The organism is Conyzicola nivalis (assembly GCF_040548875.1).
GTDB classification, from domain to species: Bacteria; Actinomycetota; Actinomycetes; order Actinomycetales; family Microbacteriaceae; genus Conyzicola; species Conyzicola nivalis_A.
In genome coordinates, this window is record NZ_JBEPSJ010000005.1 from 188186 (window position 1) to 201118 (window position 12933).

Sequence of the window (12933 nt, forward strand, 5' to 3'; positions counted from 1 at the left end):
GGGTACGAGTCTACCCGAGGGCGATGGTGTGGGTGGCGGCATGCGAACTGGCCTCGACGAGCACGGCGTTGCGTTCGTCGGGTCCGAGCGCCCAGGCGCGGGCATCCGCCGGACTCTTGCCGAATCGCTCGTGCCGGGCGATGAGGCGGGCGAGGCGGATGTCGCGGTCGACGCTCACGAAGAACGTCGCGTCGAGAAGCGGTGCGACCCGCTCCCAGCCGCCGTCACCGAGCAGCAGGTAGTTGCCCTCGACGACCACGATCGGAAATTCAGGAGTTATGACGACCGCGGCGGGCACGGGCTCCTCGATCTCGCGGTCGAAGCCCGGTGCGACAACCGTTACTCCTGAATTTCCGTTTAGGGCGGCGGCGGCGGCGGCAGCGGCGGCGGCGTCGGCAGCGGCGGTCGCGCCGGAGGGGCGGAGGGCGGCCAGCACGGCGGCGAACGCGTCGACGTCGAACGTGTCGGGCGCGCCCATGCGGTCGCGGCGTCCGAGCTCGACGAGCCGTGACTGCGGAAGGTGGAAGCCGTCCATCGGCAGCAGCGCGGCGCCGGGCAGCAGGGCGACGAGCCGTTCGGCGATGGTCGACTTGCCCGCGCCGGGCGCACCGACGATGCCGACGACGATGCGTCCGGGGTTCGGCAGCGCGGCGATGAGCGCGGCCGTCTCCTCGACCGAGCGCAGGGTGCTCACAGCCGCCCGGCCGCGATGGCGTCGGCGACGGCGAAGTCGCTCCAGTCGCGGTAGCCGATCGCGCTCGGGTGAAACAGGTCGGTCGCGAAGAACCCGTCGGTGTACGGCGGCGGGGGCGGCGACATGTGCGCACCCGGCGTGCGGGACACGATCGAGCGCGCCTCCGACTCGAGGCTCTGAGAGTGCAGGTAGAGGCTGAACCGAAGCGGGTTCGGCAGCAGCACGAAGCGGAAGAACGCGGGCAGCGACGACATCAGGATCGTCGCGTCGGGGCTGGCCTGCCGCAGACGGGCGAGCAGGGAGCGGATGTCACGCCCGAACGCCGCGCGCGACCGAAGCGTGAGCGCGTCGTTCGCCCCGACCGTGAGGAACACGATGTCGTAGCTCTCCACGGTCGCGGCGTCGACGAACCGCTCGAGCAGATGGCGGGCGGTGGCGCCGTTCTCGCCCATCGCCTTCCACCTCACGCCGCGGCCGGTGTGCGCGGAGATGGAGCGCGCGAGGTTGCCGGGCAGCCCGTCGACCTGGGAGTCGACGCCGACGCCCGCCGCGGTCGAATCGCCGAAGACCAGCAGCTTGAGCGGGTTCTCACCCGGGGTCTCGCCAGACCACGGGCTCGCGGCATCCGCCAGTCTGGGCGTATCGCGGCGCAGCCTGCGGCCCTGGACGAGCAGGATCGGCGCCACGGGCACCATGGCCAGTCGGCTGAGTCTCTCGAGTGCGGGCACCGCTCAATGCTAGGTGCCTCGGTAAACTCGGCGCATGGATACCGCAGGCCTCACCGACTTTCTCGAGCAGCACGACTTCTCCGGGGTCGTGCTCATCCGCAAGGGCCGCTCCACGGTGTTCGAGTCGGCGACCGGCCTCGCGAGCCGCCGGTGGAACGCTCCGATCACGATGGACACTCGCTTCGACACGGCCTCGATCACCAAGCTCTTCACGAGCGTGGCGGTGCTGCAGCAGGTCGCCGCCGGAAACCTCGACCTCGAGACATCCATCCACCACTACGTCGACCTCCGTGGCACGCGCATCCCGATCGAGGTGAACCTGCTGCATCTGCTCACACACACGAGCGGGCTCGCGGATGACGCGGACGAAGAAGACGGCGATGACTACGCCGCGTTCTGGGCGGCGCTGCCCGTGCAGACGTTCCTGGAGACGAAGGACTTCCTGCCCCTGTTCGTCGACAAGGAGCCGTTGGCCGACCCTGGCGACGAGGTCGCCTTCATCAACGTCGGCTACATCCTCGCCGGCATGGCGCTCGAGCAGGTCACCGGCGTGCCCTACCGGCAGTACGTGTTCGACGAGGTGTTCACCCCGGCGGGCATGACCGACTCCGGTTTCTACGACCGCCGCGAGGCCGCGCCGCGCGTCGCCGAGGGCTGGGACAAGAACGCCGCGGGGGAGTGGGTGAGCAACGAGCTGGCGTACCCGCCGATCGGATCGCCCGACGGCGGCGCGCACTCGACGGCCGCCGACCTGGTCAAGTTCTTCGAGGCGGTGCGCGGCGGCGTGCTGCTCAACAAGGAGTACACCGAGGAGTTCCTGCTGCCGCAGGTCGAGCTCGACGAGGAGACCGCCTACGGGTTCGGCCTCGAGTTCGACCTCGACGAAGACGGGTCTGTGCGGTCGTACTTCCAAGACGGGATCAACGCCGGCGCGAGCGGTATCCTGCGGCACTACGTGGCCGAGAACCTCGACGTCGTCGTGCTGTCGAACTCGGAGGACGGCGCGTGGGACGTCATCACGGAGATCGACGAGCGCGTCTAGCCGGTCCCTGAACTTGTCGAAGGCCGGTCCCTGAGCCTGTCGAAGGGAGCCTCGACAGGCTCGGCGACCGCACCTCAGATCGAGATCGAGAACCCGCCGTCGCTCGTGAGCAGCTGCCCGGTGACCCAACGGCCCCGCTCCGACACCAGGAACGCGACGAGGTTCGCGACGTCGGCCGGTGTGCCGAGCCGTCCGCTCGGCTGCATCGCGACGAGGGTCTGGCGCACGTCGTCCGTCATCCAGCCGGTGTCGATCGGGCCGGGGTTGAGCACGTTGGCCGATATCCCCTGCGCCGCGAGCTCCTTCGCCGCCGCGATGACGATGCGGTCGAGCGCCCCCTTGCTGGCGCCGTAGGGCAGGTTGCCCGCGGTGTGGTCGCTGGTGAGCGCCACTATCGCGCCGCCCGACGCGGCCTGCCTCGCGAACTCGACGATGAGCATCCAGCTCGCACGCGTGTTGATCGCGAAGTGCTTGTCGAACTGCTCCACCGAGGTGTCGAGCAGCCCGGAGTCGATGTCCCAGGCATGGCTGAGCACGAGGGCGTCGACGGGGCCGAGATGCTCGACGGCCTTCGAGACGACGGATGCCGCGGCATCCACCCGCTCCAGATCCGCGGGTATCGCTGCCACCCGGGCGCCGCTCGCCTCGAGTTCGACGATGAGCTCGTCGAGCCCGTGCGCCGCGGCGCTGCCGAAGATGGCCTCGTCGGCGGGGCTCCAGTAGCTCAGCGCGAGATCCCACCCGTCGCTCGCGAGGGTACGGGCGATTCCGGCGCCGATGCCGACGGTACGGCCGACGCCGGTGATGAGCGCTACGGGTCTGGTCATGCCGCCAAGGCTAGCGGCACGGTGGAGCCCGGTCCGGGCGCGAGGCGCGACCTGGACCGGCCTCGCGTCTGATTCAGGCCTCGCCGAGAACCCGGCGGTTGTGCGCCCGCGTGATCACGAGCGGCAGCGCGATGACGATCAGCACGAAGAGCACCGACCAGTAGCCGAACTGCGGCTGGGTGAACTGCACAGCGAAGATCGAGATGCCCACCCCTACCGCTCGCAGCACGATGGCGCCCATCGGATTGTGCGCGGGGCGGGCAGAGTACGGCAGGCGCTCGCCGGGGTTCGCCGCCGAGAACCAGGCCGCCGATGCCAGCCCGAACGCCAGGGAGACGGCGAGCACGGCGAATCCGATGAGCGTGGAGGTCATGCCTCGAGTCTGCCAGACGGGGTCCGGGCAGACGGGCTCAGGCGCCCGCGGTCACCGTGATCAGGTTGTTCCACGGGTCGTCGAAGCTGACGGCGCGTCCGTCGTCGCGGATCTGGTGCCCGAAGTGCGTGAGGCGCTCGCTCAGGCGACCCAGATCATCCGTCGACGGCACGCGGATATCCACCTGCGCCAACCCCAGGGCGAGCGTTCGGGGGCCGGCACCCCTCGAGTTCCAGGTGTTCATCGCCATGTGGTGGTGGTAGCCGCCGGCGCTCACGAAGAGCGCGCTGTCTCCGAACGAGGTGGTGGCCTCGAAGCCGAGCCGGTTCACGTAGAACTCCCGCGCGGTGGCGACGTCGCCCACCTGGAGGTGCACGTGTCCCACCTGGGCGCCGCCGATCACGGGCTGCAGCACCGCCTGCTCGGTGAGGTTCTGCTGCAAGAACTCGTTCGGGTCGAGCTGGAGCGTCGCCATCTCGATGCTGCCGTGCACCCAGCTCCATCCGCTGCGGTCGCGGTCCCAGTAGAGCTCGACGCCGTTGTTCTCCGGGTCGTTGAAGTAGAAGGCCTTGCTGACTAGGTGGTCGGCGCTGCCGGTGAACGAGCGCGGGTGCTTCTGAGCGACCGAATAGACGGATGCCGCCAACGCCTCCTCGGTCTCGAACAGAATCGCGGTATGGAACAGCCCGGCGTCACGAGGGCTCGCGTTCTTGAGCTCGGGGGCCGAGAGCAGGATCATCACCGGCGTCGTGCCCCGCCCGAGCACGGCGGTGTCGCCGTCGGCGCTCAGCACCTCGAGCGCGACCGCGTCGCGGTAGTACGTGGTCATGGCGTCGAGGTCGGCGACCCTCAGGGTCACCGCGCCCATCGACGTGTCGGCCGCGAGGAGGTTCTGGTTGCCGGTCATGAGTGCCGCCTTTCAGTCACCACTCTACAACTTAGTTGACGCTACAACTATTCCCGCAGAAAAATGGCGACGGTCCGCCGTTCTGGGCAACGGACCATCGCCACGAGAGTGATTCGGAGCCCTTTCGGAATCGGATTGGGCGCGCGTCGGTCGTTCGCGGCTACAGTCATGAGTAATCCCCGAGAGGTGGCACCATGGCCTGTCAGGCACTCATCCGCGCAGCAGCGGTCAGCGTGGAGCGCGTGAGGGCGCCCCGCATCGTCGTGCTGGGCGCCGCGATCGCGATGCTGGTGACCGGTTGCGCCGCCCCGGCAGACACGGGGCCCTTCGACAGCCCGCTCCAGTCGCAGGCGAAACTGCTCGCGATGCTCGACGAGGCGCAGGAGTTGGCAGGAGGCCAGTGGGAGTCGCGCGACTCGGCGAGTCCCGTGTCTTGTGCGCTTCCGGGTTCTGATGACGATGGCGTCACGTTCACCGGGAGACGTGAGCGTCCCGGACCGGGAATGGACGAGACGGAGATCGTCGCGATCGCAGACCGACTCGTTGAGCAGGGTTTCGAGGTCGGGCGAGCGGAGATCGGGCCGTTCCAGAACGTGCGGGGCGTGATGCCCGACAACGAGGCGCTCTACGTACTGCTCGAGGCCGGCTCCGACATCACCACGCTCAGCGGCCAGGCGGCGTGCGTGCCCGGGGATGTGAACGTCGAGTTGGACCGAGTGAAAGACGAGCTCGGATAGCGGAGCTGCCTACTCGCAGCCCTCGCACACGACATCCGCGGCGGGGTCGTGCGCGACCAGCACCCTCTCGAAGCAGACAGAGTCGTCGGAGTCGGCGTAGTAGCCGAAGTTCGGGATGCGCGTGTACCCCTCGCGCGTGTAGAACCTGATGGCGTCGGGCTGCAGCAGGCCCGTCTCCAGCACGAGCCGCGACCAGCCAGCCTCGTGCCCGAACTGCTCGAGCCGGCGCAGGATGGCGGTCGAGACACCGGATCCGCGGTGGTCGGGGTGGACGAACATCCGCTTGATCTCCGCGTGTGTGTCATCGAGCCGTCGCAGCCCGCCGCAGCCCAGCGGGGTGCCGTCGTCGTCGAAAGCGACGAAGAACGTGGTGACGTCGAGGCCCGTCGGCACGGGGCCGGGCTCACTCGGACCGCCGTAGCGGCCCTCGATCTCGGCGCGCTGGGCGGCTCGCAGCTCGACGCTGGCGGGATCGTCCCACTCGACGAGTCGGATCTGCACGGTCACTCGCCCGTCAGTCGCTCGATCAGCTCGCGGTAGCGGGCGGCCGTCTGCGCGACGATCTCCTGCGGGAGCGCGGGGGGAGGGGTGGCCGTCGACGGGTCCCAGTTGGCCTTCAGCCAGTTGCGCACGATCTGCTTGTCGAAGCTGGCGGTGCGGTCCCCGGTCTCGTAGAGCGCTGCGTCCCAGTACCGGCTGCTGTCGGAGGTGAGCACCTCGTCGCCGAGGGTGAGCTCGCCGGTCTCCGGGTGCGCGCCGAACTCGAACTTGGTGTCGGCGAGGATGATGCCTCGGGCTTCGGCGATCGCGGATGCGCGGGTGAAGATGTCGCGGCTCGCGTCGCGAAGGGCGGATGCGACCTCGGCTCCGACGAGCTCGACGGTTCGCTCGAAGGAGATGTTCTCGTCGTGCTCACCGAGCGGGGCCTTCCACGCGGGGGTGTAGATCGGCTCGGGCAGGCGGTCGCCGTCGTTGAGGCCGGCGGGCAGCGCTATGCCGCACACGCTCTGCGTGGCCTGGTACTCGAGCCAGCCGCTGCCGCTCAGGTAGCCGCGCACGACGCACTCCACCGGGTACATGTCGAGGGTGACGGCGAGCATGGCGCGCGTGGCGACGGCCTCGGGGATGGCGGCCCCTGAGACTGCTTCGGTCCCTGAGCCTGTCGAAGGGGCCAGGTGATTCGGCACGCCGTCGAGCTGCGCGAACCACCACTTGCTCAGCGTGGTCAGCAGCTCGCCCTTGCCCGGGATGCCCGGCTCGAGCACGTGGTCGAACGCGCTCACGCGGTCGCTCGCCACCATCAGGACTCGTCCCGGGTGGTCGGGCGACGTGTAGAGATCGCGCACCTTGCCCGAGTAGGCGAGGGTCCAACCGGTCAGAGCTGCGGCATCCGTCATGCCCTCATTATTCCGCACCCGGCCCAGCCCCCTCGCGCGCTCGTTCTGCCGAATGAAGGAGATCTCGCGCGCGACGCCGCGCGATCCGCGCCAATGTGTGACTCGAGGGAGGTATCTCCTTCATTTGGCAGCGCGGCCCCGGCTGGCGGGAGCCGGTTCGCGCTACTTCGCGACGCGCTCCGCGATGTCGGTGCGGTAGTGGCCGCCCTCGAGGTGGATCAGGTCGAGCGCCCGGTAGGCGCGGGCGCGGGCCTCGACGAAGTCCGCGCCCGTGGCGACGACGCTCAGCACACGGCCGCCGGTGGCGATGAACTTGCCGTCGAGCACGGCGGTCGCGGCGTGCGTGATGTGCACACCCTCGACTGCGGATGCCGCGTCGAGGCCGGTGATCTCGCGCCCGGTGATCGGGGCCTCGGGGTAGCCCTCGCTGGCGAGCACCACGGTGACCGCGACCTCGTCGGAGAATTTCGGATAGGGCAGCCGGCCGAGACCGCCGGTGGCCGCGGCGTAGAGCAGACCGCTCAGGGGGGTCACCAGGCGGGGCAGCACGACCTGAGTCTCCGGGTCGCCGAAGCGGGCGTTGAACTCGATGACCCTGGTGCCGCTCTTGGTGAGGATGAGGCCGCAGTAGAGCAGCCCGACGAACGGGGTCTGCTCGGCCGCGAGCTGGCGGATCGTGGGCAGCGCGACCGCCTGGATTACGTCGTCGACGAACTCCTCGGTGAGCCAGGGCAGCGGCGAGTAGGCGCCCATGCCGCCGGTGTTCGGGCCGTCGTCGTGGTCGTAGGCGCGCTTGTAGTCCTGCGCGGGCTCGAGCGGGACGACGCTCTCGCCGTCGCTCAGCAGGAACAGCGAGACCTCCTGCCCGGCGAGGAACTCCTCGACGAGCACGTCGCCGTGCTGCAGCCAGTAGTGGGCGTGCTCGATGGCGGCGGACCGGTCGGGCGTGACGAGCACACCCTTGCCTGCGGCGAGCCCGTCGGCCTTGATGACGTAGGGCGCGCCGTACTCGTCGATCGCGGCGACCGCCTGCTCCTCGGTCGACGCACGCGCAGCGCGACCCGTCGGCACGCCGGCGGCATCCATGATCCGCTTGGCGAAGGTCTTGCTGCCCTCGAGGGCGGCGGCGGCCTTGTTGGGGCCGAAGACGGGGATCCCGGCGGCGCGCAGCTTGTCGGCGACGCCGGAGACGAGTGGTGCCTCGGGGCCGATCACGACGAGCTCGATGCCGTTGTCGCGGGCGTAGTCGCGCACGATCGAGCCGTTGGTGGGGTCGAGTCCGACCACTTCGACCGCTGCCGCGATGCCCGCGTTGCCGGGCGCGGCGGTGATTTCGTGGCCGGCATCCTCCCTCAGGAGCGACGAGATGATGGCGTGCTCGCGCGCGCCGGAGCCGAGAACAAGGATTCGCACCCGCTCAGCGTACCCGTCGAACCCGCCAACGAAAATGAAGGAGAAGCGCCCGCTGACCGCCGCGAAAGAGGTTTCGCGCCCGATCGCGCGCCGAAGTCCTTCGTTTTGGGAGGGCGGGCGCGGGCCGGGCGGCTAGCGTTGGAGCATGGCCAAGGCACGCATCGATTCCGGAACGGGCACGACCGCCGTGCGCACGGCCATCGCCGGCGGCGATGTTTCACGTGACACATTGGCGACGGCGGTGCGGTATCTGCTGCAGGTCCTCGCGGAGCGGGCCGAGGGCAACACCGTCGAGGTGCGCGTTCCGCCGTTCGGCGCGGTGCAGTGCATCGAGGGGCCGCGGCACACACGCGGCACCCCGCCCAACGTCGTCGAGACGGATGCCGCGACGTGGCTCCAACTCGCTACCGGGTCGCTCGCCTGGGCCGACGCGCTCGCCGCTGGCCGCGTGCACGCGTCCGGGCAGCGCGCCGACCTCAGCGACTACCTCCCGGTTATGGCTGCGACAATAGGGTCATGAGCACAACCCCCAGCGACGATCAGGATGCCGCGAACGAGACCGAGGTGCAGATCCGGCGCGCCCCCAAGTACTCCGCGTTCATCATCGTCGGCGGCGGTATCGGCGCGGTCATCACCTTCATCCTCACGGCGATCTTCCCGGTCGACCCGCTCGTCGGCTTCGGTGCCCTGTTCGGATACTTCGCGCTGTACGGCGTCACCGCGGGAGTGCTCGTCGGGGCGCTGCTCGCCCTGCTCCTCGACCGCATCGGGCTGCGCCGCTCGCGCCCAGCGACCGTGGTGACCGCGCCCTCGGACGACAGCGAGCCCACCGTCTACGTCACCGACGAGCCCGCCGCGGAGTCGCCCGACGGCGAGCCCGCTCCCGGCGAGCCCGCTCCCGCCGAGCCCGCCGCCGAGCCCGTCGAAGCGCCCGCGCCCGAGACCCCGCCGGCGCCTACCGACGGCTCGGCCCCCGAACCCCGCCCGTAAACGTCCCGACCGAATTCGCCGGCCCGAGGCATACGCGAGCCCGAATCGACGACCTCCGCTGAAAACGAAGGAGATCTCGCGCGAAACGCTGCCCTTGCGCGTGAACGAGCGACTCCACGCGGCGATCTCCTTCGTTTTCGGAGAGAACCGAGAGAACGACGGCGCCGGGCGACCCGGTCAGACCAGGATCGACGCCAGCCCGGCGGCGCAGGCCAGCGTGCCGACCCCGGCGATGAGCGCGAAGCCGTGGCGCGGCGCCGGGCCGACGAACGAGCGACGGGCCGCGAACAGCACGATCGCCGCGGCGCCGACGAGCAGCGTCGCGCCGAGCGCCGAGAGCGCCGGCTGCTCGGCGACAAAGCCAGAGCGCACGAGCAGCAGCGCCACGACGATCACCGACAGGGCGGTGCGGTTCCACGAGAGCGACGTGCGCTCCCGCTGCAGACCGGGGTCGGCCGGGGCGCTCAACCCATCACCACCAGCACCACGACCAGAGCCGCGACGCCGATGAGCAGCACCGATCCGAGCACGGGCAGCACCGAGCCGTGCGGAAGCGGACGGTCGTGCCGCATCGCGATCTCGTTGGCCCGCCAGCGCAGGTACGCGATGACGCACACAGCCCCCGCGACCACGGTGAGCACGATCGCGATGGCCTTCACCAGCGGCGCTTCGACGAACTGGTCGAGCACGACGCCGCCCGCGAGCAGCGCGAGGGCCGTGCGCAGCCAGGCGAGAAACGTGCGCTCGTTGGCGAGCGAGAACCGGTAGTCGGGCTCGTGCCCCTCGTCACGCCATCTCGCAGCCATGGTCAGCTCAGCTGGTTCGCTTCCACCCACGCGAGGTACTCGGGGCTGACGGTGCCGGTCACGTAGTCGCCGGTGAAGCAGCTCATCTCGAGCTCGGTGAGATTCGACCCCTCCAGGATGGCGGCCTGCATGTCGGCGACCTCCTGGTAGATCAGATAGTCGGCGCCGAGCTCGGTCGCGATCTCGGGGATGCGGCGTCCGTGGGCGACGAGCTCCTCACGCGACGGCATGTTGATGCCGTACACGTGCGGGAAGCGCACGGGCGGCGCGGCCGAGGTGAACGTGACCTTGTTGGCGCCGGCGTCGCGGGCCATCTGCACGATCTCCTTCGAGGTCGTTCCGCGCACGATCGAGTCGTCGACGATGAGGATGTTTTTGCCGCGGAACTCGCTGCCCATCGCGTTCAGCTTCTGCTTCACGCTCTTCTTGCGCTCTTCCTGCCCGGGCATGATGAAGGTGCGGCCCACGTAGCGGTTCTTGTAGAAGCCCTCGCGGTACTCGATGCCGAGCTTCTGCGCGACCTGCATGGCGGCGGGCCGCGACGAGTCGGGGATGGGCATGACGACGTCGATGTCGCCCATCGGCGTGTACTGCGCGATGGTGTCGGCGAGGCGGTCGCCGAGTCGCAGGCGCGCGTCGTACACCGAGATGCCGTTCATGATCGAGTCGGGACGGGCGAGGTAGACGTACTCGAACGAGCACGGGACAAGCCGCGGGTTCGGCGCGCACTGCTTCGAGAACATCTCGCCGCCGCGCGTGATGAACACGGCCTCACCGGGGGCGACGTCGCGGACGACCTCGTAACCGCCGCTTTCGAGGACGAGAGATTCGGATGCCACGATCCATTCCTCACCCACGAGACCAGCAGGGCGCTTGCCCAGGATCAGCGGGCGGATGCCGAACGGGTCGCGGAACGCCAGCAGCCCGTGACCGGCGATGAGGGCGATCGCGGCGTAGGAGCCCTCGACCCGCTCGTGAACTCGCGACACGGCGTTGAACACCTGGTCGGGGTCGAGGTCGGCGCCCGAGACCTGCGCCTGCAGCTCGTGCGCGAGCACGTTGACGAGCAGCTCCGTGTCGGAGGTGGTGTTCAGGTGGCGACGGTCGACGTCGAACAGCTCGCGGGTGAGCTCGCGGGTGTTCGTGAGGTTTCCGTTGTGGATGAGCGTGATGCCGTAGGGCGCGTTCACGTAGAACGGCTGGGCCTCCTGCTCGTTCGCGGCGTTGCCCTTGGTGGCGTAGCGCACGTGGCCGATGCCCATGTTGCCGAGCAGGCCGCGCATGTCGCGGGTGCGGTACGCCTCGCGTACCTGGCCTTTGGCCTTGGTGCTGTAGAAGGTGCTGCCGTCGGCCGTGGAGATACCCGTCGAGTCCTGGCCGCGGTGCTGCAGTAGCAGCAGAGCGTCGTAGACCTGTTGGTTAGCCGGCTGGGAAGAAACGATGCCAACAATGCCGCACATGCGGAATTAGCTCCAGACCGTAGAGTTGGGGGGATATCTCTAGTCTTTCACGCCCAGGATGGGAACCTCACGCATGAGTAACAAGTACGCCGAGGCAGGGGTCGACACCGCTGCCGGTGATCTGGCCGTCGAGCTCATGAAGTCCGCGGTCTCCGCGACCCACGGCCCCTCCGTGGTCGGGGGTTTTGGCGGATTCGCCGGCCTCTTCGACGTCTCGTTCCTGAAGGACTACGACCGACCGCTGCTCGCGACATCGACCGACGGCGTCGGAACGAAAGTCGCCATCGCGCAGGCTCTCGACAAGCACGACACCATCGGGCAGGACCTCGTGGGCATGGTGGTCGACGACATCGTCGTGGTCGGAGCGCGCCCGCTGTTCATGACTGACTACATCGCCTGCGGCCGTGTGGTGCCCGCGCGCATCGCCGACATCGTGAAGGGGATCGCCCTCGCCTGCTCCGAGACCGGCACGGCGCTCGTCGGCGGCGAGACCGCGGAGCACCCCGGCCTCCTCGGCCCCGACGACTATGACGTGGCGGGTGCCGCTGTCGGCGTGGTCGAGGCCGACAAGGCGCTCGGCCCCGAGCGTGTGGTCGACGGCGACGTGGTCGTCGCCATCGCGTCATCCGGCCTGCACAGCAACGGTTTCTCGCTCGTGCGCCACATTCTCGGCAACGCGGGCGTCGGCTACACCGACAATTCGAACGACCTCGGCAACGTCGGCGAGGCGCTGCTCGTGCCGACCCGGCTCTACACGACCCCGCTGCTCGGCGTGATCGACGAGCTGCCCGGCGCGATCCACTCGCTCAGCCACGTCACCGGCGGCGGCATCGCCGCGAACCTCGCGCGGGTGCTGCCGATCGGCTCGTGGGTCGACCTCGAGCGTTCGACCTGGTCGCCCGACCCGGTGTTCCGCGTGCTCGCCGACCTCGGGTCGATGACGCTCGAGGAGACCGAGGGAACGTGGAACCTCGGCATCGGCATGTTCGCCGTCGTCGCAGCGGATGCCGCGGCCGCGGTCATCGCGTCGATCGAGTCAGCGGGCATCCCGGCCTGGGAGGCCGGCCGGGTCAGCATCGCCGAGCGTTCGCTCGCGGGATTCGAGCAGGGTGCCAAGGGCGTCAACGGCGGGGCCGTGCGGCTCTCGGGCGCGTACAAGGCGTAGAACCGACGCTGAGCCTGTCGAAGCGCCGCGCCGTAGGGCGTGCGAGCGCTTCGACAGGCTCAGCGAACGAGAGGTCTATGCGCTGTGGCGCGCGTCGTCGTCTTCGGCTTGGTAGCTGCCGGGAACGTATTCATCGTCCTCGTCGTCGTCGTCGTCATCGTCGACCTCTGCCGACGGAGCAGCGGAGCCGGCGACGTATTCCGGCCATGCCGCGAGGTCCTCGTCGAGTCGAGGATCTCCGGGCTCGCCGGAAGTGCCGAGCTCTTTTTGAAGAGCTCCGTAGTTGGTGTCAGGACTGAAGTACTTCAGGTCTCGTGCGACCTTGGTGTGCTTCGCCTTTTGACGGCCTCGCCCCATGCGTAGACCCCCTCATGAATCAGTCCGAAGGGAACCT

The 12933-nt window shown here is 69.2% G+C and carries 17 protein-coding genes; 5 read left to right on the forward strand and 12 right to left on the reverse strand.

Annotated features, from left to right (window positions below; genetic code table 11):
• Positions 1-10 precede the first annotated feature (10 nt).
• Both ABIE21_RS17175 and ABIE21_RS17180 read right to left on the reverse strand, forming a co-directional pair.
• Positions 11-694: a nucleoside/nucleotide kinase family protein gene (locus ABIE21_RS17175; protein WP_354026071.1), complete on the reverse strand. Its 684-nt coding sequence runs from the start codon at positions 692-694 to the stop codon at positions 11-13.
• The gene (locus ABIE21_RS17180; RefSeq protein ID WP_354026072.1) at positions 691-1422 is read right to left on the reverse strand and encodes an SGNH/GDSL hydrolase family protein; all 732 of its coding nucleotides are present in this window, start codon (positions 1420-1422) and stop codon (positions 691-693) included. Before ABIE21_RS17180 ends, ABIE21_RS17175 begins: the two co-directional genes overlap by 4 nt.
• 34 nt (positions 1423-1456) lie before the next feature.
• On the opposite strand from ABIE21_RS17180, the gene ABIE21_RS17185 reads away from it, so the two are divergent.
• Positions 1457-2464, forward strand: coding sequence for a serine hydrolase domain-containing protein (locus ABIE21_RS17185; protein WP_354026073.1), 1008 nt, complete (start codon positions 1457-1459; stop codon positions 2462-2464).
• A gap of 74 nt (positions 2465-2538) precedes the next feature.
• On the opposite strand, the gene ABIE21_RS17190 is transcribed toward ABIE21_RS17185, so the two are convergent.
• The 3 genes from ABIE21_RS17190 to ABIE21_RS17200 form a co-directional block, all read right to left on the reverse strand.
• Positions 2539-3291 carry an SDR family oxidoreductase gene (locus ABIE21_RS17190; RefSeq protein WP_354026074.1) on the reverse strand — a complete coding sequence of 251 codons (753 nt, stop codon included), beginning with the start codon at positions 3289-3291 and terminating at the stop codon, positions 2539-2541.
• A gap of 73 nt (positions 3292-3364) precedes the next feature.
• Positions 3365-3664 carry a hypothetical protein gene (locus ABIE21_RS17195; RefSeq protein WP_354026075.1) on the reverse strand — a complete coding sequence of 100 codons (300 nt, stop codon included), beginning with the start codon at positions 3662-3664 and terminating at the stop codon, positions 3365-3367.
• 37 nt (positions 3665-3701) lie between these two features.
• The gene (locus ABIE21_RS17200) at positions 3702-4571 is read right to left on the reverse strand and encodes a VOC family protein (protein ID WP_354026076.1); all 870 of its coding nucleotides are present in this window, start codon (positions 4569-4571) and stop codon (positions 3702-3704) included.
• A gap of 194 nt (positions 4572-4765) precedes the next feature.
• Here ABIE21_RS17200 and ABIE21_RS17205 point away from each other — a divergent pair, with 194 nt between their 5' ends.
• Positions 4766-5308 (forward strand): hypothetical protein, encoded by a 543-nt coding sequence (locus ABIE21_RS17205; RefSeq protein ID WP_354026077.1) that lies wholly within the window; start codon positions 4766-4768, stop codon positions 5306-5308.
• 9 nt (positions 5309-5317) lie between these two features.
• Here ABIE21_RS17205 and ABIE21_RS17210 read toward each other — a convergent pair whose 3' ends face one another.
• The 3 genes from ABIE21_RS17210 to purD form a co-directional block, all read right to left on the reverse strand.
• On the reverse strand, positions 5318-5815 hold the full coding sequence (locus ABIE21_RS17210; protein WP_354026078.1) for a GNAT family N-acetyltransferase: 498 nt from the start codon (positions 5813-5815) through the stop codon (positions 5318-5320).
• Complete coding sequence (locus ABIE21_RS17215; RefSeq protein WP_354026079.1) at positions 5812-6705, reverse strand: phosphoribosylaminoimidazolesuccinocarboxamide synthase; 894 nt, start codon at positions 6703-6705, stop codon at positions 5812-5814. Before ABIE21_RS17215 ends, ABIE21_RS17210 begins: the two co-directional genes overlap by 4 nt.
• Positions 6706-6867: 162 nt before the next feature.
• Positions 6868-8118: a phosphoribosylamine--glycine ligase gene (gene purD / locus ABIE21_RS17220; RefSeq protein ID WP_354026080.1), complete on the reverse strand. Its 1251-nt coding sequence runs from the start codon at positions 8116-8118 to the stop codon at positions 6868-6870.
• 145 nt (positions 8119-8263) lie between these two features.
• Between purD and ABIE21_RS17225 the strand changes: the two genes are divergently transcribed.
• Together ABIE21_RS17225 and ABIE21_RS17230 are read left to right on the forward strand one after the other, a co-directional pair.
• Positions 8264-8638: a sterol carrier family protein gene (locus ABIE21_RS17225; RefSeq protein ID WP_354026081.1), complete on the forward strand. Its 375-nt coding sequence runs from the start codon at positions 8264-8266 to the stop codon at positions 8636-8638.
• Positions 8635-9108: a hypothetical protein gene (locus ABIE21_RS17230; protein WP_354026082.1), complete on the forward strand. Its 474-nt coding sequence runs from the start codon at positions 8635-8637 to the stop codon at positions 9106-9108. The genes ABIE21_RS17225 and ABIE21_RS17230 overlap by 4 nt, the downstream gene beginning before the upstream one ends.
• Positions 9109-9285: 177 nt before the next feature.
• On the opposite strand, the gene ABIE21_RS17235 is transcribed toward ABIE21_RS17230, so the two are convergent.
• From ABIE21_RS17235 to purF, 3 genes are read right to left on the reverse strand one after another with little or no spacing between them, the layout of a single operon-like run.
• Positions 9286-9576, reverse strand: coding sequence for a DUF202 domain-containing protein (locus ABIE21_RS17235; protein WP_354026083.1), 291 nt, complete (start codon positions 9574-9576; stop codon positions 9286-9288).
• The gene (locus ABIE21_RS17240) at positions 9573-9914 is read right to left on the reverse strand and encodes a YidH family protein (RefSeq protein ID WP_354026084.1); all 342 of its coding nucleotides are present in this window, start codon (positions 9912-9914) and stop codon (positions 9573-9575) included. The genes ABIE21_RS17235 and ABIE21_RS17240 overlap by 4 nt, the downstream gene beginning before the upstream one ends.
• 2 nt (positions 9915-9916) lie before the next feature.
• Positions 9917-11374 carry an amidophosphoribosyltransferase gene (purF, locus tag ABIE21_RS17245; protein ID WP_354026085.1) on the reverse strand — a complete coding sequence of 486 codons (1458 nt, stop codon included), beginning with the start codon at positions 11372-11374 and terminating at the stop codon, positions 9917-9919.
• 73 nt (positions 11375-11447) lie between these two features.
• Between purF and purM the strand changes: the two genes are divergently transcribed.
• On the forward strand, positions 11448-12539 hold the full coding sequence (purM, locus tag ABIE21_RS17250) for a phosphoribosylformylglycinamidine cyclo-ligase (RefSeq protein WP_354026086.1): 1092 nt from the start codon (positions 11448-11450) through the stop codon (positions 12537-12539).
• Between the two features lie 75 nt (positions 12540-12614).
• Here purM and ABIE21_RS17255 read toward each other — a convergent pair whose 3' ends face one another.
• Complete coding sequence (locus ABIE21_RS17255) at positions 12615-12896, reverse strand: DUF3073 domain-containing protein (protein WP_354026087.1); 282 nt, start codon at positions 12894-12896, stop codon at positions 12615-12617.
• Between the last annotated feature and the right edge of the window lie 37 nt (positions 12897-12933).